This window comes from Streptomyces sp. 2A115, from assembly GCF_052245575.1.
In the GTDB taxonomy this organism is placed as follows: domain Bacteria; phylum Actinomycetota; class Actinomycetes; order Streptomycetales; family Streptomycetaceae; genus Streptomyces.
The window spans coordinates 239290-259480 of sequence record NZ_JBQQCG010000001.1 but is presented as its reverse complement, the minus strand read 5'-3'; the positions used below and the strand labels follow the sequence as shown (position 1 = coordinate 259480).

Genomic DNA, 20191 nt, shown 5'->3' with positions numbered 1-20191 from the left:
GTGGAGTCGGGGAGCGGTGCGCGAGTTGTTACCCAGGAGCCTTGCTTACGGGGAGTTGCCATGATCGAGGGACCGTACTTCGTACTGACGGTGCTGGGCGTGCTCGGCACCGGGTTGGTGGCCGGGGTCTTCTGCGGGTTCTCCACGTTCGTGATGAAGGGGCTCGCCGCGCTGCCGCCCGCGCAGGGCGTCGCCGCGATGCAGGCGATCAACGTGACCGCGCTGACGCCGGCCTTCATGATCGTGTTCGTCGGGTCGGCCGTGCTGTGCGCCGTGCTCGCGGTGGTCACGTTCGTGCTGTGGCCCGACGAGGGCACGGCGGAGCTGCTGCTGGGCAGCGCGCTGTATCTGTTCGGCTGTTTCGGGATCACGATGGCCGCGAACGTCCCGCGCAACGACAAGCTGGCCACGATGAACGCCGGCACCCCGGAGGCCGCCGCGTACTGGCCCTCGTACGTGAGTCAGTGGACGACGTGGAATCACGTTCGCACGGTCGCGTCGGCCGCAGCGTCGATCTCGTACGTGCTGGCGCTCACCTGAGGCGCACATACCGGCACCGCCACCGGCGCCTGGGCGCGCATACCGGCGCCCGTCTGGGACGGGCGCGGCGACGGCGTCGTATCGTGGCGAGAAGAGTCTGCCGAAGGCCCTGCGGCCCGCCGCCCGGAGACCGGAGATGCGAAGCGGAGACGGATACCGGCGTCGGAGACCGTACGGGCCCCGTTCGCGTACGCAAGGGGGACGGCGATGGCCGATCCCAAAGGTTTCCTCCACGCCTCCCGCCAGGAATGGCCGCGCCGTCCTGTCGAGGAGCGGGTCCGTGACTGGGACGAGGTGTACGTCCCCGGGGCGCTGCTGCCGATCATCGGCACGCAGGCCGACCGGTGCATGGACTGCGGCATTCCCTTCTGTCACGAGGCCTGCCCGCTGGGCAACCTGATCCCGGACTGGAACGACCTGGTCTCGCGTGACGACTGGCGCGCGGCGAGCGAGCGGCTGCACGCGACCAACAACTTCCCAGAGTTCACCGGGCGGTTGTGTCCCGCACCGTGCGAGGCGGGCTGCGTGCTGGCGATCAACCAGCCCGCGGTCACCATCAAGAACGTCGAGGTCGCTATCGCCGACCGGGCTTGGGAGGACGGGTTGGCGCCACCTCGGCCGCCGGACCGGCTGTCCGGGCGGACGGTCGCGGTGATCGGGTCAGGGCCCACCGGCCTTGCCGCGGCGCAGCAGTTGACCCGGGCGGGGCACACCGTCGCGGTGTACGAGAAGGACGACCGGCTCGGCGGTCTGATGCGATACGGGATCCCCGAGTTCAAGATGGAGAAGCGGCACCTGGAGCGGCGGATCGAGCAGATGAGGGCGGAGGGAACCAAGTTCCGTACGTCGACCGCCGTCGGCCGGGACATCGGAGCGGCCGAACTGCGCGCCCGCTACGACGCGGTCGTCCTGGCCGTCGGCGCCACGGCCTGGCGTGAACTCCCCGTGCCGGGGCGGGGGTTGACCGGCATCCATCAGGCGATGGAGTATCTGCCGCTGGCCAACCGGGTGTGCGAGGGAGACCTCGAGAGCTCGCCACTGTCCGCGGCGGACCAGCACGTCGTGATCGTCGGCGGCGGGGACACGGGGGCCGACTGTCTGGGCACCGCGGTGCGCGAGGGTGCGGCATCGGTGACGCAGCTCGACATCTACGAGCAACCGGGTACGGAGCGCGACGAGGACACCGAGCCGTGGCCGGTGTATCCGAAGATCTACCGGCTGTCGGCCGCACACGAGGAGGCCCGCGACCTGGAGACGGCGCCCGCGGCCGACGCGGACGCGCGGCTCTTCGCGTCGTCCACGCTCCGCTTCACCGGGGACGCGGACGGGCATGTCCGCGCGCTGCACCTGGTCGAGGTCGACGCCGAGCGTCGCCCACGCCCCGGGACCGGCCGCTCGCTCCCCGCCGACCTCGTCCTGCTCGCCCTCGGTTTCTCCGGCCCCGACCGCGCCGACGGCCTCGTCGACCAGTTCGGTCTCGCCCTCGACCCCCGCGGCACGATCACCCGCGACGCGGACTTCGCGACGAACGTCCCCGGCGTGTACGCCGCGGGGGACGCCGCGCGCGGCCAGTCCTTGATCGTGTGGGCGATCGCCGAGGGGCGGGCGGTGGCGGCGGCAGTGGATCGCCGTCTGACGGGCGCCACCCGGCTGCCGGCGCCGATAGGGCCGTACGACCGGCCGATGAGGGTGTAGACGCCACACGCCACACGCCACAGGCCACACGGCACACGGCACACGGCACACGGCATTGAAGGTGTGAGCCACCCGCGTTACCCGCCGTCTCATCGGCCCACCACCCCAGCGTCCCACCGCCTCGCGAGCCCACCACCCCAGCGACCACGCCGCGGCAAACCGTCGCCTCAGCGGCCGTCCGTGCCCGCCTTCTTGGCCGTCGAAAGAGCGATGCGGTTCCACGTGTTGATCGCGAGGATCAGCGCCAGCACCTGGGCCAGCTCCGGGTCGTCGAACTGGGCGGCGGCCTGGGCGTAGACGTCGGCCGGGACGCCCCCGTCGGCGACCAGAGTCACCGCCTCCGTGAGTGCGAGTGCCGCCCGCTCCTTCTCCGTGAAGACGTGCGGGGCCTCGCGCCACACCGGGACCATGTGCAGCCGTTCCTCGCTCTCGCCCGCCTTGCGCGCGTCGTTGGTGTGCATGTGAAGGCAGTACGCGCAGTGATTGAGGTGCGAGGCGCGGATCTGGATCAGTTCGACGAGGGCCGGGTCGAGTCCCTCGCGGGCGGCGGCATCGAAGCCGATGAGGGCACGGAAGGCCTTCGGCGCGGATTTCGCGAAGTCGAGTCGAATGTTTTCGGCCACCCGCACTCCAGCCGCGGTCCCGGTGTTCGCGTGCGCCCTGTGCGGCGCGTTCGTCGTGCTCGTCGCGTTCATCTCGTCCCTCGTGTTCGTCGCGTTCATCTCGTCCCTCGTGTTCGTCGCGTTCATCTCGTCCCTCGTGTTCGTCGCGTTCATCTCGTCCCTCGTGTTCGTCGCGTTCGTCGTCATGGCCATGAATCTACGGGCCGGAAAGACCCGCTGTAGGGTGCATTTTCATGACAGATTCATGGGTCAATTCAGCCGAACGCATCGGCGCCGACCTGCACCTGGACCTGTCGGGCCCGTCGGGTCCGGGAGGCCGCCGTGCCGCCCTGATCCGTGCCCTCCGTGAGGCCATCCGCAGCGGCCGTCTCACCCCGGGCACCCGCCTCCCTCCGTACCGCTCGCTGGCCGCCGACCTCGGCGTCGCGCGCAACACGGTCGCCGACGCGTACGCCGAGCTCGTCGCCGAGGGCTGGCTGACCGCGCGCCAGGGCTCGGGCACCCGGGTCGCGGAGCGCGCCGAGCCGTTGGGCGCCCACGCGCGCGTGCCCAAAAAGGCACCTCCGCGCGCGCGTGGGCCTCGGTTCGACCTGCGCCAGGGCACGCCGGACGCGTCGTCGTTCCCGCGTACCGAGTGGCTCGCCTCGTACCGGCGTGCGCTGAACGCCGCGCCCAACGAGGCTTTCGGGCCGGGCGATCCGGCGGGCCGGATCGAACTGCGGGAGGCGCTCACCGAGTACCTGGCACGCGCGCGTGGCGTCCGCACCGAGCCGGGACGGATCGTCATCTGCTCGGGCTTCGCGCACGCCTTGCGGCTGCTTTTCCCCAAGGTCATACGGGGCCCACTGGCCGTGGAGGCGTACGGCCTCGGCTTCCACCGCGAGTTGCTGGCGGCGGCGGGCGTACGGACCGTCCCGCTGCCCCTCGACGAAGACGGCGCCCGAGTGGACGTATTGGGAAGGGAGCGGGCCGTGCTGCTCACGCCCGCGCACCAGTTCCCGACCGGCGGGCCACTGCATCCCGCACGGCGTTCGGCGGTGATCGACTGGGCACGCGCGCGTGGAGGGGTGGTTCTGGAGGACGACTACGACGGGGAGTTTCGTTACGACCGCAAGCCCGTCGGAGCCGTGCAGGGCCTGGACCCGGAGCGGGTCATCCACATCGGTTCGGTCAGCAAGAGCCTGTCGCCCGCGCTCCGACTGGGCTGGATGGTCCTTCCGGAGAGGTACGTCGCGGGGGTGCTGGCGGCCAAGGGCGAGCGGGAGGCGTGGGCGAACGTTCTGGAGCAGCTGACGCTCGCGGACTTCGTCGTGTCGGGGTCGTACGACCGCCATGTGCGGCGGATGCGGCAGCGGTACCGGAGGCGGCGGGACCGTCTGGTCGCCGCGCTGGAGGCGCACGCGCCGCACGTCGAGGTGACCGGGATCGCGGCCGGGCTCCACGCGGTGCTGCGCCTGCCGCCGGGGAGCGAGCGGTCCGCTGTGAAGGCCGCCGGGTGGCAGGGTCTCGCGCTGGACGGGCTCGCCGAGTTCCGGCACCCGGAGGCTGCCGTGTCCGCGCCGGACGGGCTCGTCGTGGGGTATGCGACGCCTTCGGATCACGCGTACGGGGCCGCGCTGGACGCGTTGTGCGCGGTGTTGCCTCCCGAGTGAGCGTTGCCTCCCGAAGCGAGCACGGAGTGAGCGGAATTTCCGACCGGCCGAGTGGCGTTGTCGCCGGATGAGTGGCTGGAATATGCCTCCTCACTGACATGCAATAGAACAGCTGGGTGGGATCATTGATCCCAGGAGGCGTGTTGTCGCCGCGGCCGCGAAACCGGAAGCGGCGGTGGTCCGCCCCCATCCTTCGTTCCGCCGTCAGGCGTAGGGCCACCCCGCGCGTCCCCCCTGTTGGCGGTCGGTCCTGGAGGGTGTGCGATGACGACGGTTGACGAACGTCATGAAGACGGTGCGCGAGACGGGGATGACCGGGGCTCGCGCCACGACAGCGGCGCGATGCGGGGGCCGCGGGCTCTGGACGCACTCCGCCCGAACGGCGCGATGGACGCTCCTCGCGGGCGAGATCCGCTTGGTTCCCTGTTCCTCCGAGCTGCCTCCGAAGCGGTCCCGCTGAGCGATCCGCGGGCCGCACGCATCCCGTTCGCCGGTTCCAAGGCCGCGCATCTCGCGCGGGCGGCGCGGGCCGGGCTGCCGGTACTACCCGGGTTCGTCGTGCCGCACGGCGAGGCGGCGGGCGGTGAACGGGCGGACGATGACGGATGGGCCGGCGACGGCGGGTGGGCGGAGGGTGAGCCGGAAGGGCTTCGCCGTGCCTGGCAGGAGCTCTCCGACGGCGGCACGCGACCGCTCGTCGTACGTTCCTCCTCCCCGCAGGAGGACACGCAGGAGTCGTCCTTGGCGGGCCAGTTCGCGTCCGTGCTGGATGTGCGGGGCCGGGGCGACTTCCATGCGGCCGTACGGACCGTGCTCGACTCGGCGCGCAGGGCCGACGGCTCGGCCGCTCCGATGGCCGTGCTGGTGCAGCCGATGCTCGCGGCCCGCGTCGGGGGCGTGTTGTTCGGTGCCGACCCCGTGGAGGGGCGGGCGGACCGGATGCTGGTGAGCGCGGTGCGGGGCGGGCCCGACTCGCTGGTCAGCGGTGCACAGCCCGGCACCAACTACTGGTTGAACCGCTGGGGCCGGGTGCTGCGCACCGAGCCCGAGGACGCCGAACCCCTGCTCGGTGCCCCCGAACTGCGTCGGCTCGCCGGGCTGGCGCGACAGGCGCGCCGGGTCTTCGGCGGGCCGCAGGACATCGAGTTCGGGTTCGACGAGGCCGGGCGGCTCTGGCTGTTCCAGAGTCGTCCCATCACGGCGATGGCGGCGCGGCCCGCGCGCGGGGCACGGCTGCTCGGTCCCGGACCGGTGGCGGAGACACTGCCGGATCAGCTGGAGCCGCTGGAGGAGGACTTGTGGGTGGCACCCATGGCGCGCGGGCTCGCCGCCGCGCTCGACATCGGGGGCACCGCACCCCGGCGGCAGCTGCGCGCGGTCCCGGTCGTCACGGCGGTCGGCGGCCGGGCCGCGGCTGACCTGCGCCTGCTCGGCGCCGTCCCACCCCGGCACCGGTGGCTGGCGCTGCTCAACCCGGCGCCCGGCGCCCGTCGACTGGCCGCCGCCTGGCGGGTGGGCCGGCTGACCGCCGCGCTGCCCGGCCTGGCGGTGGACCTGGTCGCGGACGTCGACCGGAGCCTCGCCGAGACGCCGCCCCCGGACCGCCTCGCCCGCTCCGACCTCGTTTCCACCCTGCGCTGGACCCGCATCACGCTGGTCTCCTTGCACGCCCAGGAGGCCCTCGCGGGCGTCCTCCTCCCCGAGACACGCGCCACGGCCGCAGGTACGGCTCTCACCGTGCTCGCCGAGGCGCGCGCCCGCGGCGTGCCGGACCATCGGCTGGTGGCGACGGAGCCGGTGGTGCTTGCGTTGGTGTCGCCCGGCCTGAGCCGAGAGCTGAAGCTTCCAGGAGGCACGCCGGGAGGCACGCCGGCAGACACGCCCGGAGGTACGGTCAGCACTCCGGAGGCGAGCCCCACTGACGCCCCCACTCCACCGGTCACGGCCGCCCTCCCCACCACAACGACCACCTTCGCCTCTGCCTTCACCTCCGCCTCTGTCGCCTCCCTCCCCCCACGCGAGGCCCTTCGTCTCCGCATCCGCTGGGTGCAGGAGCTCCAGGTGCGGCTCGTCCGGGAGGCGGCGCAGCGACTGGCCGTACGAGGTGATCTGGGCGACGTGTCGAAGGTGGGGCTGCTGCGCTGGCGGGAGTTCGTCGAGTCGCTCGAAGGCGGACGTCTCCCCGGCGACCTGAAGGAACGCCTGCCGCGGTCCGCCTCGGCGCCTCTGCCCGACACGTTCCGGCTCGCGAAGAGCGGCGCGGTCGTCGCCGAGCGGCCCGCGGGCGAGGGCAAAGGCGCAGGGCAGGGCGTGTCCGGCGGTCGGGCCACCGGTACGGCCTGGGACGGGACCGGGCCGCGCCCGGCGGACCCCGTGCTCGTGGTCCGCACGCTCGATCCCGCGCTCGCCCCGCTCCTCCCCGGCCTCGCGGGACTCGTCGCGCAGACCGGCAGCCCGCTGTCCCATCTCGCCGTGCTTGCCCGGGAGTTCGGCCTGCCGGCCGTCGTCGGATCCACGGATGCCGTACGCCGCTTCCCGCCGGGCTCCCGCCTCACGGTCGACGGCACGACCGGCGACGTACAGGTCAAGGGCATCACCGGCGACGTACCCGTACACCTGCACGTACACGACGGACACCCGCAGCCGCACAGGAACGAGCCTCAGGGAGGCCCCCGATGAGGCGCCTCGTCTACTTCTTCGGCGGTGCGGCGGCCGCGGGGGCCGGGATGTACGTCGTCATCTACCTGTACCGGTGGCAGTGGCAGCGGGCCATCCTGTCCGGAGTGTTGCTGCTCATCATCGAGGTGATGCTCCTCGGGGTCGTGCTGCTCGGGCGGCTCGCACGAATCGAGCAGCGGATACGTGATGCGGACCGGCGTCAGGAGGACGTCCTGACGCGGCTGCGGGAGAAGGAGTCGCCGACGACGGGGGACCGGTTCCGCTGGCTGGACGACGAGCAAACGAACCGTACGTATGTCTTCGTGCCGGTCCTCATGGTCACCGGCGTGTTGCTCTCCGGTCTCGCCTGGCTTGTGCAGCGGATCGCGTCGACCACGGCCCGCCCCTCTGCGGAACGGCGGCTCGCGGGACGCCTCTCCGTCCTGGCCGCGCCCGATCCGGCCCGACGCGCCGGCTCGGACGGCATGGAGGACCTGGAAGACCTCCCTCCGGTCGGGGCTCCTCGGCAGCGCGGCCATACCGGGCGCGTGCTTGCCGTGGCTGTCACCGGGGCCGCCCTGCTCGGCGCACTCGTCGTAGGGCTCGCCGATCTCACCCAGACTCGCGAGGAGAAGACGAAGGACTCCGAGGCGACCTCTGTGCTCCTGCGCGTCGACATGCGCGGCGTGAACGTGACCGCCGAGCGGGAGTCGCTCGCCGCGCACCAGCTCTGGGAACGCTGCCGGGACTCGACGTCCGTCCCGCTGAACCGGGCCACGCTCGGCGAGCTGGGCGACGGCCTGTTCGCGGGCGTGGTCCGGCCCGCGCTCACCGACCACGACCGCCTACGGCTGCGCGGCTGCCTGGAGGACACCGGCCTGGACCGTACGCACCTCACGGTGGTCGGCATCGGCGACGCGGACGCGGACGACGACTGAGCTGGTCCGCGCTCAGATCGCCGTCGGCACTCTCATCCCTCCAGGCACAGAAACAACTCTTACCTCTCCATACACAAGAGCAAATCTCGCCCCTCCATGCACACCGGCAATTAACGCCACACATGGGCAAAATACCCCATATAACCACAACTCCCGCCCCAGCGGCCGGGGTTACGATGCCAACACGCCCCGTCCCCAAGCCCCCGGGTCCCCCATGGCTGTCGTTGCCCCGTCGTCACCCCGACTCACCCTGCCCAGCGGCCGTCCCCGCAGGACTTTGCGCAGAACCGCCTTCCGCGCTCTCGCCGCCCTCGGCCTCGGCTATCTGGTCCTCTGGGCGACCGGCGCGCTGGGCATCCTCGCGTTGTCGTTCTGGACCCGCGAACAGACCCCGCCGCCCGAGGGAACCCGCGCGGTGCAGGGCATCCACCACTTCCAGCCCGTGGACGCCGATGGGGGGTTGTGGCGCGGTGCCGCCCCCTCCCCCGCGGGCTACCGGGCGCTGGCCGGGCTCGGCTTCACCACCGTCGTCGACCTGCGCGCCGAGGATCTGAGCGCCTCCCAGCTCGCCGGGCCGACGAAGGCCGGCCTCGATGCCGTACGACTGCCCATCCGTGACGGACAGACCCCGACGCCGGACCAGGTGCGACGTTTCCTCGATGTCGTCGGCGCGGCCCCCGGCCCGGTGTTCGTGCACTGCGGCGCGGGCGTGGGCCGTACGGGGGCGATGGCCGCGGCGTATCTCGTGCAGGGCGGACAGGAGTCGCCGTCGGCGGCGGTCCGGCGCAACCTCGCGGTCGGACCGCCGTCGATCGAGCAGATCTACTACGGGCTGAGCCTCGGCGAGGACCGTGCCGAGCAGCCGCCGTTCCCGGTGGTCGCGGTCAGCCGGCTCGTGGACGCGCCACGCCGCATGTGGTCCCGGCTCTGAATCAAGTGGATCAACTGCGTCAATTGCATCTGCATCACTGCGTCGATTACATCAACCGAATCAACCGAATCAACTGAATCAACAACTGGATCAACTGAGCGCCAAAGTAGAAAAGCAAGTTGAACAAGAGGGGCCGAACGGCGGCCTCAGGAGAGCAGGAAGTCCGCCTCTCCCGCCTTGGCGCCCTGGATGAACGCGGTCATCTCGCCGGGTGTGTAGATGAGGGCCGGTCCGTCCGGGTCCGCCGACTGACGGACCGCGATACGGCCGTCGGCGAGCTTCATCGCCTCCAGGCAGTTGCCGCCGTTGCCCCCGCTCCACGGCTTGTGCCAGCCCTCACTGCCCAGCTCCCGTGCGGGCATGCCGTTGTAGATCCGCGCATTGCGTATGCGGGACTTGATGCGATCCATTCACAGCTCCTTGCGGAGATCCATAAGGATCTCCTTCGTGCGATGTGCCGTAGCGGCTTGCGCCGCCATGCGGTCCATGACCTCGAGGTGAGTGGCCACCTCGGCACGCGCGTCCAGGTAGACGGCGCCGGTCAGGTACTCGCTGTAGACCATGTCCGGAAGCTCCGGCATGGCAAAGCGGAACAGCACGAAGGGCCCGTACGTGCCGGCGTGCGGCCCCGAGGAGAACGGGGCGATCTGCAGCGTCACGTTGGGCAGCTTCGTGGCCTCGAGCAGCTTGTCGATCTGGCCGCGCATGACCTCCGGCCCGCCCACGGGGCGGCGCAGGGCGGTCTCGTCCATCACGGCCCAGAACCGGGGCGCGTCCTCGCGCGTCAGCAGCTCCTGGCGTTGCATACGCAGCGCCACATGGCGCTCTATGTCCTCGGGTCTCGTCTGGCCGATGGCGCCGGATTCCATGACGCCACGCGCGTACTCCTCGGTCTGCAGCACTCCGGGCACGAAGTGCGGTTCGTACGAGCGAATGAGGGAGGCCGCGCCCTCCAGGCTCACGTACATCGAGAACCAGCCCGGCAGGATGTCGTGGAACCTCTGCCACCAGCCCGGCTGGTTCGCCTCTTCCGCGAGCGTGACGAAGGCCGCGGCCTCGTCGTCGGAGACGCCGTACGACTTCAGCAGGAGCTGGAGATACGGAATTTTGAGGGAGACCTCGGCCGTCTCCATACGACGGACGGTGGCGGCGGTGACGCGCAGGATGCGCGCCGCCTCCTCACGCTTGAGCCCCGCGCGCTCCCGCAGATCATGCAGGCGCCGCCCGAGGACGACCTGCCCGACCGTCGGCGCGGACCGCGGCTCGCTCACGTCCACCTCCACATAGTCCTGACAGCCCGGACGGCGCCCGTTCGGGTCCCCGAACGGGTACCCAACTGACGCCGCGCCACATGCTGTTGCGAGCAGTGTGCCATGGCCATTCAGCACAGAACACTGCACTCTGCATTTTTCAGAGTGACACTTGCCAAGTGTTCACGACGGGGAGATAGTGGCAAGCGTGATTCCGTCCGCGTCGTTAGGAACAGATGCCGCCGAGGACCGGTCGCGCCTCGGTGCCGCCGCTGGGATGTACTCCCAGACGGCCGCCGAGCGCCGGTTCCGCTTCGAGCTGGCCGCACATCCGGGCTCGGCAGCGCAGGCCCGGCACCTGACACGTGCCCGGCTCTCGGGATGGGCGGTCTGCGAGGACACCTGCGACACGGCGGAGCTCGTCGTCTCCGAGCTGGTCACCAACGCCATCGTGCACACCGCGAGCAGCCATGTGGTGTGCGAGCTGCACGATGGCGAGGGCCGGCTGCGGATAGCCGTCCGTGACGAGGGATGTGCTCCGGGTGTGCCCCACCCGTCGCCGCAGCGTTCGGAGGAGGAGCACGGGAGGGGACTGCTTCTCGTCGCGGCGGTGTGCACCGCCTGGGGCGCCCAGGAAACCGGACCCGGCCTGCTGGTCTGGGCGGATCTGCCGCGCTCGGCGAACAACGGCGCCGAGCCGCGGTCGGACCTGGGCTGGGGTGCGAGGAGCCGGCCGGCCCCAGCCGGCTCCTCGCGAACCGAGCCGGACACGTCTCCGGCCGGGCACGAGTGGTTCTGACGGTGCTGGTCTGAATCGTTCCAGCCGGTCCGCGGCTGGTCTCGGAAAAACGTGAGAAACGTGAGAACGGACGGGGGCTGAATGGGAGTGAGGGCTACGTCGGCCGGTGGTCCAGGTGTGCTGAGCCTGGACACGCTGATCCGCCTCGACCGCGGACGGCGGTCCTCCGGTGCCGGGGCGTCCCGGCGGCTGGCCGTCCCGGAGGGCATGCGAGTGCCGCTGGGCTGCGACGCGGTGGCGATACCCGCGAGACTCGGCCCGCTGCTGATGCCCCGGCTGCCGCGCGTCGGCTGTGTGTACGCCGACAGCACCCACTGGTGGTGGCTCGTGCCCTCCGACTCCGACGTCGCCCTGGAGTGGCCGGCGCCCGCGCAGTACGCCACGGGGGCGCTGGTACCCGACTCGCCCCATCTCCCCGGACTCATCCACAATCCGGGCGGCACGCTTCCGTACACCCCGCCGATCCCCCTCTATCTGGCGCTGTGCCGGGTGACGGGGACGCCGCCGGCTTGGTCCCGGCCGGTCAGCGCCTGAGGCGTACGTCACGTCCGTACGTTCCCGAAAGCGCCCGAGCGTGCTCCGGTTGCACCGTGACGGACCGGGTGCGCGCCCTGCCCGATGGCGTCCGGCGCCGCGATAGTGGCCGTTGGTCCACGATCGGGGAGGTCATCGGTGAGACCGGCTGGATCGGCGGAATCGGCAGGACCGGCAGGACCGGCAGGACCGACGGAATCAGCGGGGAAGAAGCGCGGTGCGGGCGAACCTGAGCCGCCGTCCGAGTCGGAACAGCTGTTGTTCGGTGGGCCGTTGCGCTACGACATGGGCTGGTCCCAGCACTCCGACGCGTTCCTGGAACTGAACTTCCGGGCCATGGTGACGCGGCTGCCCGCGCTGCTCGCGTCCAGTTTCCGGCTCGCCTGGCAGGCGGATCGCCGGGCCGCGCGGATCGTGCTGGGCGCGGAGGTGGCCCGCGGCCTGGCGCAGGCGGTGAGTCTGCTGGCGGTCAACAGCGTCCTTGGGCGCCTCATGGCGGGCGGCCCGGTCGAGGACCGGCTGCGCGGGGCGGTGCCCGCGCTCGTCACGGTCGCCGTCGTGATGCTGCTCGCCGCGTTGCTGCGAGCCGCTTCGACGTACGCCACGGGCCGGCTCGAACCGAAGGTGGAGCGCGTCGCGACGGAGCTGTATCTGGAGCGGGCGGCGGCGGTCGAGCTGTCCGCGATCGAGGACGAGGCCTTCCACAAGCTGTTGGACACGGCGCAGTACGGCGCCTCGTCGGCGCGGCGCATGATCGCGATCGCCACGCGCGTGGTGAACGCGATGATCTCGCTGATCGCGGCCGCCGGCGTCCTGACGGTGCTTCACGCGGCCCTGCTCCCGCTGCTGGTGACGATGACGCTGCCGAGCGCGTGGAGCGCGCTGACCATCGCCCGGCGCCGTTACGCGTCGTTCCACGCCTGGGTGCAGCACGCCCGGGCCGGGCGGCTGATCAGCGGTCTGCTCACCGAGCCCGCCGCGGCGCCGGAGATCCGCGTCCACGGTGTCGGTCCTTTCCTGCTGCGGCACTTCCGCGCCATGTCGGAGTCCGCCGAGGCGGAGCAGGCCCGCCTCGCCCGCCTGGAGGCCCGGACCGGCCTGATCGCGGCCGCCTGGACCGGCCTGGCCACCGTGGCGACATACGCGACGCTCGGCGGGCTGCTGCTGGCCGGCGCGATGGCGCTCTCCGTGGCGGGCACGGCGGTGATCGCGATCCGTACGGGCTCCGCGAACCTCGACACACTCGTCCTGGAGGTCAACACCCTCCACGAGGAGGCCCTGTTCGTAGGGGATCTGCATCGCCTGTACGTGGAGGCGGCCGAGCGTGCGATCCCGGTCGGCGGCGAGTCGCTGCCCGAGGAGCCGCGCGAGATCCGCTTCGAGAACGTCACGTTCACCTACCCGGGCAGCGCGGCCCGGCCGGCCCTGTCGGACCTGACGCTCAGTGTGCCGCTCGGCAAGATCGTGGCGCTCGTCGGGGAGAACGGCTCCGGGAAGACCACTCTGGTCAAGCTCCTGTCGGGCCTGTACACGCCACAGCGCGGCCGGATCCTGTGGGACGACGTCGACGCGGCGACCGCCGACCGGCATCAACTCGCCGAGCGCATCGCGATGGTGGCGCAGGACTTCAAGCGGTGGCCGTTCACGGCCCGCGTGAATGTCGCGATCGGCCGGGCGTCGGCGCCGCTCACCGACGAGCGGCTGCGCGAGTCCGTCACCGAGGCAGGCGCAGAGGACGTGGTGGCGGATCTGCCGCGCGGGTTCGACACGCTGCTGGCCCGGATGTTCAGCGGTGGGCACGAACTGTCAGGCGGTCAGTGGCAGCGGCTCGGCATCGCGCGGGCGGCGTACCGGCGGGGGGCGATCCTGGTCGTGGACGAGCCGACGGCGGCCCTCGACGCCCGTGCCGAGCTGGAGGTCTTCGAGAAGATCCGGGCCCTGGCGGGCACCGGTCAGACGGTCATCCTCATCACGCACCGCCTCGCCTCGGTGCGCCACGCCGACCTGGTGCATGTCCTCGACCAGGGCCGCCTCGTGGAGTCCGGCACGCCGGACGAGCTTCTTTCCACGGGTGGCGTCTACGCCGAGCTGTACTCGCTCCAGGCCGAGCAGTTCGCGACAAAGGTGCCCGCACCCAAGCCCGGCATGCCGGAGGTGTCCGGGATGCCGGCGGTGAAGGTGCCCACGCCCAAGGCTGGCTGAAGCCTTCGGCTCAGCAGAGGTCCTCGGTTCAGTTGAGGCGCTCGGTTCAGTTGAGGCGCTCGGTTCGTTCGGTTCACTCGGTGAGGTCTCGCACGATCACCAGGAAGGCGTCCGAGGACAGATCCATCACGACCTCCGCGTGCTGCCCTTCCAGGCGACGCGCCTGCGCGAACTCCTCCGCCGGCCACGAGCCACGCGGCCCGCCGGCGGGAAAGCGCTCCAGCACCGTTCGTCCGTTCAGCACTCCGCACCTCCATGTAGCGCGGCTCTCTTAAGAGCCCTTGAAGAGTTAAACGCCAATCATGGGGTGAAGGTCTCGCGAAGTGACGTTACTGAGACGTAGTCGACACTCAGTGATAACGAACTGTGAAACACCTCTCAGGCCACTCCAGCCTTGGTGAGGCGGCCGTTTCGGCGTCGTGAGGTGATCCTTGCGCCTCTCGTGAGGCGGCCGTCCGGCCTTCGTGAGGCGGCCCGCTCAGTCCTCGTACTCGTCGTGGTAGCGAATCCGCTCGCTGCCGGCAGGCGCACCCAGCGCCGACGCGCGCCCTCTGGGCTCCTCCCACTCCTCCTGCCGGCCGAGGGCCGTAAGGTCCAGGAAACTCGTGGTGGAGCCGAGTCCGTCGAGTCCCCGCTCGTACGTCGAGTACGTGTGGAAGATCCGCTCACGGTCCCGCAGAAAACAGCTCACTCCGGGCCGCTCTTGTGACTCGTCGCCCTCGACGCACTCGTCCCCCTCGACGTTTTCGGCACCGTCGACGCTTTCGACGCCGCCGAACGACACCTGGAAGTCGTAGTTGAAGTCACTCCCGAATGACGAGAACCAGGGCGCCGTCCACCCCATCCGTGCCTTGAAGGGCAGGATTTTCGTGTACGGCGCGCGGGACACCGCCGCGAACTCCGTGCCCCGCGCGCGCAGATGCGCGAGGTGTCCTATCTGGTCGAGGAACGCCGAGCAGCTGCGGCAGCCCGTGTCCCACTCCGGCGCGAACATGAAGTGGTAGACGACGAGTTGCTGCCGCCCTTGGAAGAGGTCGAGCAGCGTCGCCTTGCCGTCCCCGCCCTCGAAGACGTACTCCTTGTCGATCTCGACCATCGGCAGTCGCCGTCGCTCGGCGTTCAGCGCGTCGCGCGCGCGGGTCGCGGCCTTCTCCGTGACCAGCAGTTCCTCGCGCGCGGCACGCCACTCCTCACGCGAGACGATCCGCGGAAGCGTCATTGCCCCTCCTCCGGTGCGGTGGCTTCTCTGTGGTGGACCGGAGGGACGCCTGGAACTCATCGGTGGGATGCGGATTTTCTTTTCCACGGCTCTGAGGAGCAATTCAGCTTCAGGTCCGGGAAGCGTTCCAGGAGGAGGGAGCCCGCTCATGGGCCTGCGGCCGCCTCAGGTGTCGTACTCCTGGATCTTCCTGCCGTGGCTGCGGTCGATCAGGGCGGGCATTCGTTCGTTCAACTCCCGCACGACTCCCGGCACATCGAGGGTCAGCAGCTCGCGGTCGCGCATGAGCACCCGCCCGTCGACGATCGTCGTGCGTACGTCGCTGGAGCGGGCGCTGTGCACGAGGGTGGCGGCGAGATCGTGCACCGGCTGGGTGTGCGGGCCGGTCAGGTCGACGAGGATGATGTCGGCCCTCCGCCCCGGCGCGAGGCTGCCGATCTCCTGGCCGAGTCCGACGGCTCGCGCACTCTGGAGCGTTGCGTGGTGCAGGGCTTGACGTGCCGTCAGCCAGCGTGGGTCGCCGCCGGTGGACTTCTGCACGAGGGCGGTGAGGGCCATGGAATCCCACACGTCCAGGGAGCTGTTGGAAGCGGCACCGTCCGTGGCGAGGCCTACGGAGATGCCGAGTTCCCGCAGCGCGCGTACCGGAGTGGTGGTGGGCCAGGCGAACTTGAGGTAGCCCCGCGGCGCGCTGGCCACGCCGACCCGGCCCGTGGCGCGGGCGAGCACGGGCAGGTCGCGCTCGATGATGCCGGTGCCGTGCGCGATGAGTACGTCGGTGTCGAGGAGGCCGGTGTCGGCGAGGATCTCGATCGGCGTACGGCCGTGGCGGGCGAGGCTGGTCTCGGCCTGGTCGCGGTTCTCGGAGGCGTGGATGTGCACGAGCAGGCCGTGTTCGCGGGCGAGTCGAGCGGTCGCGGCGAGGTCGGCGTCGTCGACGGTGTAGGGCGCGTGCGGGGCGAGCGAGGTGGTGATGCGGCCGTCGGCGGTGTCGCGGTGCCGGAGAGCGAAGTCGAGCGACTGCTCGCGCCCCTCGGTGCCTTGTGAGGAGAAGAAGGCCTGCCCGAGGTTGGCGCGCATCCCGCTCTCCGCTGTCACTGCGGCGACCGTGTCCATGGAGAAGTAGTGGTCCGCGAAGCAGGTGACGCCGCCCCGGATCATCTCGGCGCAGGCGAGCCGCGCGCCCAACTCCACGTCCCTCTCGGTGAGGTTGGACTCGATCGGCCAGATGACGTCGTTGAACCACTCCTCCACCGGCAGGTCCTCGGCGATGCCGCGCAGGGTCACCATCGGCGCGTGCGTATGGCAGTTGACGAGGCCGGGCATCGCCAGCCGGCCGCGGGCGTCGATGCGCTCCGTGGCGGGGAGGTCGAGCCGCTCCGTGGTGACCGCCTCGATGCGCCCGCCCCGTACGACGATGGTGGCGTCCTCGAGGAAGTCGATCTGTTCATGATCGTCATGCACGAGGGCGGTGCAACGGGTGATGATGAGATCGGCCGGCGTGTTCGCGTCGGACGAGGCATCGGGCGCGGTATTGGTCTTCGCGTCGGACGAGGCATTGGCCTTTGCTTCGGGCGAAGGCTCGGGCGAGGTCATCACGCCACGGTACGACGGCCTCGTGCCACCGGGTGACGTGAACCGTGCATCCGGTCCCCACCCTGTCGCCGCGCCGGTTTCGCGCGCACGCTGGGCCCACCACTCGACCGGCAGCGCCCCTGGCGGACGCTCCCTGGAAGGAGCCCGGCATGCTCCTCGGCACCTGGAACCTGGAGAACCTGTACCGGCCCGGCGGCCCCTTCGGACCGCGCACCGAGGTCGCGTACAAGGCGAAGCTCACCGCTCTGGCCTCGGTCATCACGGAGCTCGCCCCGACACTGCTCGGCGTACAGGAGGTCGGCGACCCGGAGGCCCTGGAGGACCTGGCCGGGATGCTGGACGGCGACTGGCACATCGCGCTCTCGGAGTATCCGGACGACCGCGGTATCCGGGTGGGCTTCCTCAGCCGTCCCGCGCCACGGACGATCACCGACACGAACACCTTCCCCGCGCCGCTGCGGCCCGTTCAGGGCGACGACGACGGTGAGCCGGTGTACCGGACGGGCCGCGGCTTCCTCGCGGTGGAGATCGTGAGCGGGGCCATGACCCTGACGGTGGTGGTCTGCCATCTGAAGTCGAAGCTGCTGACCTACCCGGGCGGGCGGTTCCAACCACGGAACGAGGGCGAACGGGCCCGCTACGGCGCGTACGCCCTGTACCGGCGGGCCGCCGAGGCCACGACGCTGCGTACCGTCGCCGACGGTCTCCTGGACGGCAAGGGCAGGGAACGGAACGTGGCCGTGCTCGGTGACCTCAACGACGAGGTCACGGCCGCCACGACGCAGATCCTGCAGGGCCCGCCCGGTTCCGAGATCGGCACACCCGGCTTCGAACGGCCCGACAGAGGCGACGCGGCACGGCTCTGGAACATCGCTCCACTCATCCCGGAGGAGCAACGCTTCTCCCGCGTCCACTCCGGGCGTCCCGAGCTGATAGACCACATAATGGTCAGCCGCCTGCTGCTCGACCAGGTGACCGGGGCGGGGACGGGCACGCCGGTCCATGTCCAGGAGACTCCGCTGCCGTCGGTCGACGAGGATCCGGGGAAGCGGCGGGATGCGGCGGGGTCGGACCATGCTCCGGTGTGGGCGCGGATAGAGCCCTGAGCGCTGACGGCTGACGGCTGACGGCTGACCGCTGACCGCTGACGGCTGACGGCTGACCGCTGACCGCTGACCGCTGACGGCTGACGGCTGACGACCTCCAACGACTGACAACTAGGCCGTACGGAGCTCCCCCGGTCCTTTGCCCTCCCCTCCGAGCCCCGCGCGCTCCCGCTGTTCGACGAGTTCGTCGAGGAGCGTGGCGAGGCGCTCGGTGTGGCGTGGGGTGAGCCGTCCCGTGTCGTCGAGGTGGACGGCGCAGGCGGTGGTGGTGTCCACGAGGCGTTCGAGCGTGGCGGCGACCTCGTCGGTGCCTTCCGTGTGCCGGGCCAGGGTGGGGAGTTCGGCGGAGGCACGGTCGATCGCGGCGCGGGCTTCGGCCAGCGTCCGGTAGGCCTCGCGGCGCAGCGCCCAGCGCGCCGCCCGGTCGTCGGCGCCGCTCAGTACCTGCCCGAGATACGCGTGCGCCGCGTCCGTCGCGGCCTCCAGCCGGGCCCGTACGTTCCCGCCGCGCTGCCCCGGCGCCGGCAGATGCCCGACGATCAGCACGATCGCGCAGGCCAGCAGCGTCTCGCCGATGCGGCTCCAGGAAGCCGGCGGTTCGCCGCCGACCATGACGAGGGAGAGCACGAGGACGGTGACAACGGCCGTTTGGGCGGCGAAGTGCCGGGTGGCGACGGGGATCAGCGCGCCGCAGACCGCCACGACCGCAACGAGCCCTCCCGGCTGGGGGAGCAGGGCCGCGAGCGCCGCGAAGAGAACGGCACCGAATACCGTGCCCGCCGCCCGGTTCAGTACGCGCGAGACGAGCGGACCGAGGTCCGGCTTCACCAGGAAGACGGCGGTGGCCGGGAGCCAGTACCAGTGCACGTGGTGCAGCGCCTGCGCGACGGCCGCGCTGGCCCCGAAGCAGAGGGCGACACGGAAGCCGTACTCGCGTCCGCCGGAGCCGGTGATGGTACGGAGGAACGCCTTGCCGCTGAGGGTGCGGGCGTGCAGCCCCTTCTGCTGGGTCTGCTGGGCGGCGTGGTTGAGGGGGTTGGGGTGCGAGGCGCCGGAGGAGGCGGCAGCTTCCTTGTCCCCGGTCTCCTTGGCGGCCTCGGTGACCCTGCCGGCCCCGTTCTCCTTGTCGGCCCCGTTCTCCTTGGCGGCCTTGGTGTTCCATCCGGTCTTGATGCCACCCCGGTCGAAGGCCTCGGCGGCATGCAGCAGTGCGTCGTCGAGGGCTCTCAGCCCCGCCACGGAACGGGCAGGCGCGGGGAGCGGGCCGCACGGTTCTCCGGTGCGTACGGAGAGGGCGAGCCGTCGCGGCCCCTCGCCCGTACGCGCGGGCAACGCGTCCCCCGACCAGGCCAGCGCGGTCGCGGCCTCGGCGAGGGGCAGCGCGGCGGCGTACTGCGCCCGCAGCCGCCGCTCGGCCGCGGAACTGGCGTACCGCCGCAGCCGTGGCCCCGCGAGCGCGTCCTGCGCGTGATCGAGCGCGGCGGTCAGCGCGGCCCGTCGGGCCCCGGCGTCACCCCCGCCGACGGCGCCGAGCAAATCGGCGATGGCGTCATAGACGGCACTGACGGCGACCCGCTCCCCATCGAACCGGAAGTCACTGGCCCCACTGGTCAGCGCCCCGGGCGTAGGCAGCGCCAGCCGCAGCACGATCAGCCAGCCGGCGCCGGCCAGAAAGAACAAAGCCCGCTGCCACCCCGGCTCGGGCAGGGGCATCCCTGCCCCGATGGCCGCCGCGACGAGCAGTTGCGTCCCGGCCCCCGAGGCCACGGGCCCCACGGCGCTCACGGCTCCGGCGACCAGCCCGAGCCCGGTGAGGATCAAGGTGAGCGGCACAGCTCCGAACTGCTGCCCCGCGTACGTACCGACGACGAGCCCCGCGGCCCCGGCCAGCGCGGGCACCCCGAGCCGGTGCACGGCGGCCCGCCGACTCCCTGGCCGGTCGTTGATCCCGGCGAGCATGGCTCCGAGCGCGGCCACCACCCCGAGGGACTCCCGCCCGGCGAGGACGGCCGCGAGCAGCAGGGGCCCGGCGGCCAGCGCGCCCCGCACGACGGCATTCCACGGCACGGGCCCTCTTTGCGTACGCAGCGCATGCGCCAGCCAGGGCGGCAGAACAGCGGAGACGGAGACGGGGCGCGGCACGGGCACGGGGCTCCTGTCGGTACGAGGGCGGGGGGTTGCCTTCGGGCGACGTCGGCCTGGGCGGTGGTGTCTACGGTAGGGCGGGTTTCTGGAGGGAACGGGGTGCTTGTATTTCGACGGTGTGACGATCGGGGGGATGGCTGCGTTCTTTATGTACGCAATCGGAATCTACGCAATCGGAGCGGTCTGAAGTCGAGCCTGGGTTCCGCCCGGAGCCGGAGCACGGCCGGTCCGGCGATGCGCGATCAGCGGCGTAACGACAAGCCTCGTGCCACATTCGGCTGACCCGCTTTGAAGAACTGTGCG

General features: G+C 71.2%; 17 protein-coding genes. 10 read left to right on the top strand and 7 right to left on the bottom strand.

Annotation, left to right across the window (positions count from 1 at the left end; all coding sequences use genetic code 11):
- Nucleotides 1–60: 60 nt before the first annotated feature.
- Both ACTWQR_RS01145 and ACTWQR_RS01140 read left to right on the top strand, forming a co-directional pair.
- Nucleotides 61–540, top strand: a complete 480-nt coding sequence (locus ACTWQR_RS01145) for an anthrone oxygenase family protein (protein ID WP_443224922.1) — start codon at nucleotides 61–63, stop codon at nucleotides 538–540.
- Nucleotides 541–747: 207 nt separating this feature from the next.
- A complete protein-coding gene (locus tag ACTWQR_RS01140) occupies nucleotides 748–2235 on the top strand; it encodes a glutamate synthase subunit beta (RefSeq protein ID WP_443224921.1) in 1488 nt (495 codons plus the stop codon).
- A gap of 167 nt (nucleotides 2236–2402) precedes the next feature.
- On the opposite strand, the gene ACTWQR_RS01135 is transcribed toward ACTWQR_RS01140, so the two are convergent.
- Nucleotides 2403–2930, bottom strand: coding sequence for a carboxymuconolactone decarboxylase family protein (locus ACTWQR_RS01135; protein WP_443225007.1), 528 nt, complete (start codon nucleotides 2928–2930; stop codon nucleotides 2403–2405).
- 161 nt (nucleotides 2931–3091) lie between these two features.
- On the opposite strand from ACTWQR_RS01135, the gene pdxR reads away from it, so the two are divergent.
- The 4 genes from pdxR (at nucleotide 3092) to ACTWQR_RS01115 (ending at nucleotide 9037) form a co-directional block, all read left to right on the top strand.
- A complete protein-coding gene (gene pdxR / locus ACTWQR_RS01130; RefSeq protein ID WP_443224920.1) occupies nucleotides 3092–4510 on the top strand; it encodes a MocR-like pyridoxine biosynthesis transcription factor PdxR in 1419 nt (472 codons plus the stop codon).
- Between the two features lie 264 nt (nucleotides 4511–4774).
- Nucleotides 4775–7189, top strand: coding sequence for a PEP/pyruvate-binding domain-containing protein (locus ACTWQR_RS01125; RefSeq protein WP_443224919.1), 2415 nt, complete (start codon nucleotides 4775–4777; stop codon nucleotides 7187–7189).
- On the top strand, nucleotides 7186–8106 hold the full coding sequence (locus tag ACTWQR_RS01120; protein ID WP_443224918.1) for a hypothetical protein: 921 nt from the start codon (nucleotides 7186–7188) through the stop codon (nucleotides 8104–8106). The genes ACTWQR_RS01125 and ACTWQR_RS01120 overlap by 4 nt, the downstream gene beginning before the upstream one ends.
- A gap of 277 nt (nucleotides 8107–8383) precedes the next feature.
- Nucleotides 8384–9037, top strand: coding sequence for a fused DSP-PTPase phosphatase/NAD kinase-like protein (locus ACTWQR_RS01115; protein ID WP_443224917.1), 654 nt, complete (start codon nucleotides 8384–8386; stop codon nucleotides 9035–9037).
- A 146-nt stretch (nucleotides 9038–9183) separates the two neighbouring features.
- Here ACTWQR_RS01115 and ACTWQR_RS01110 read toward each other — a convergent pair whose 3' ends face one another.
- Together ACTWQR_RS01110 and ACTWQR_RS01105 are read right to left on the bottom strand one after the other, a co-directional pair.
- Nucleotides 9184–9447: a DUF397 domain-containing protein gene (locus tag ACTWQR_RS01110; RefSeq protein WP_443224916.1), complete on the bottom strand. Its 264-nt coding sequence runs from the start codon at nucleotides 9445–9447 to the stop codon at nucleotides 9184–9186.
- Nucleotides 9448–10308, bottom strand: a complete 861-nt coding sequence (locus tag ACTWQR_RS01105; protein ID WP_443224915.1) for a helix-turn-helix domain-containing protein — start codon at nucleotides 10306–10308, stop codon at nucleotides 9448–9450.
- Between the two features lie 178 nt (nucleotides 10309–10486).
- Here ACTWQR_RS01105 and ACTWQR_RS01100 point away from each other — a divergent pair, with 178 nt between their 5' ends.
- The 3 genes from ACTWQR_RS01100 (at nucleotide 10487) to ACTWQR_RS01090 (ending at nucleotide 13822) form a co-directional block, all read left to right on the top strand.
- Entirely contained in the window at nucleotides 10487–11086 is a 600-nt protein-coding gene (locus ACTWQR_RS01100) for an ATP-binding protein (protein ID WP_443224914.1), read from the top strand.
- Between the two features lie 81 nt (nucleotides 11087–11167).
- Nucleotides 11168–11620: a hypothetical protein gene (locus ACTWQR_RS01095; protein ID WP_443224913.1), complete on the top strand. Its 453-nt coding sequence runs from the start codon at nucleotides 11168–11170 to the stop codon at nucleotides 11618–11620.
- Nucleotides 11621–11905: 285 nt separating this feature from the next.
- Nucleotides 11906–13822 (top strand): ABC transporter ATP-binding protein, encoded by a 1917-nt coding sequence (locus ACTWQR_RS01090; protein ID WP_443225006.1) that lies wholly within the window; start codon nucleotides 11906–11908, stop codon nucleotides 13820–13822.
- Between the two features lie 73 nt (nucleotides 13823–13895).
- Here the strand turns inward: ACTWQR_RS01090 and ACTWQR_RS01085 are convergent, their stop codons facing one another.
- The 3 genes from ACTWQR_RS01085 to ACTWQR_RS01075 form a co-directional block, all read right to left on the bottom strand.
- Nucleotides 13896–14066: a hypothetical protein gene (locus ACTWQR_RS01085; protein WP_443225011.1), complete on the bottom strand. Its 171-nt coding sequence runs from the start codon at nucleotides 14064–14066 to the stop codon at nucleotides 13896–13898.
- Between the two features lie 234 nt (nucleotides 14067–14300).
- The gene (locus tag ACTWQR_RS01080; RefSeq protein ID WP_443224912.1) at nucleotides 14301–15041 is read right to left on the bottom strand and encodes a DUF899 domain-containing protein; all 741 of its coding nucleotides are present in this window, start codon (nucleotides 15039–15041) and stop codon (nucleotides 14301–14303) included.
- Between the two features lie 165 nt (nucleotides 15042–15206).
- A complete protein-coding gene (locus ACTWQR_RS01075; protein ID WP_443224911.1) occupies nucleotides 15207–16637 on the bottom strand; it encodes an amidohydrolase in 1431 nt (476 codons plus the stop codon).
- A gap of 149 nt (nucleotides 16638–16786) precedes the next feature.
- Between ACTWQR_RS01075 and ACTWQR_RS01070 the strand changes: the two genes are divergently transcribed.
- On the top strand, nucleotides 16787–17743 hold the full coding sequence (locus ACTWQR_RS01070) for an endonuclease/exonuclease/phosphatase family protein (protein WP_443224910.1): 957 nt from the start codon (nucleotides 16787–16789) through the stop codon (nucleotides 17741–17743).
- Between the two features lie 111 nt (nucleotides 17744–17854).
- On the opposite strand, the gene ACTWQR_RS01065 is transcribed toward ACTWQR_RS01070, so the two are convergent.
- Nucleotides 17855–19885, bottom strand: a complete 2031-nt coding sequence (locus ACTWQR_RS01065) for an FUSC family protein (protein WP_443225005.1) — start codon at nucleotides 19883–19885, stop codon at nucleotides 17855–17857.
- Nucleotides 19886–20191 lie beyond the last annotated feature (306 nt).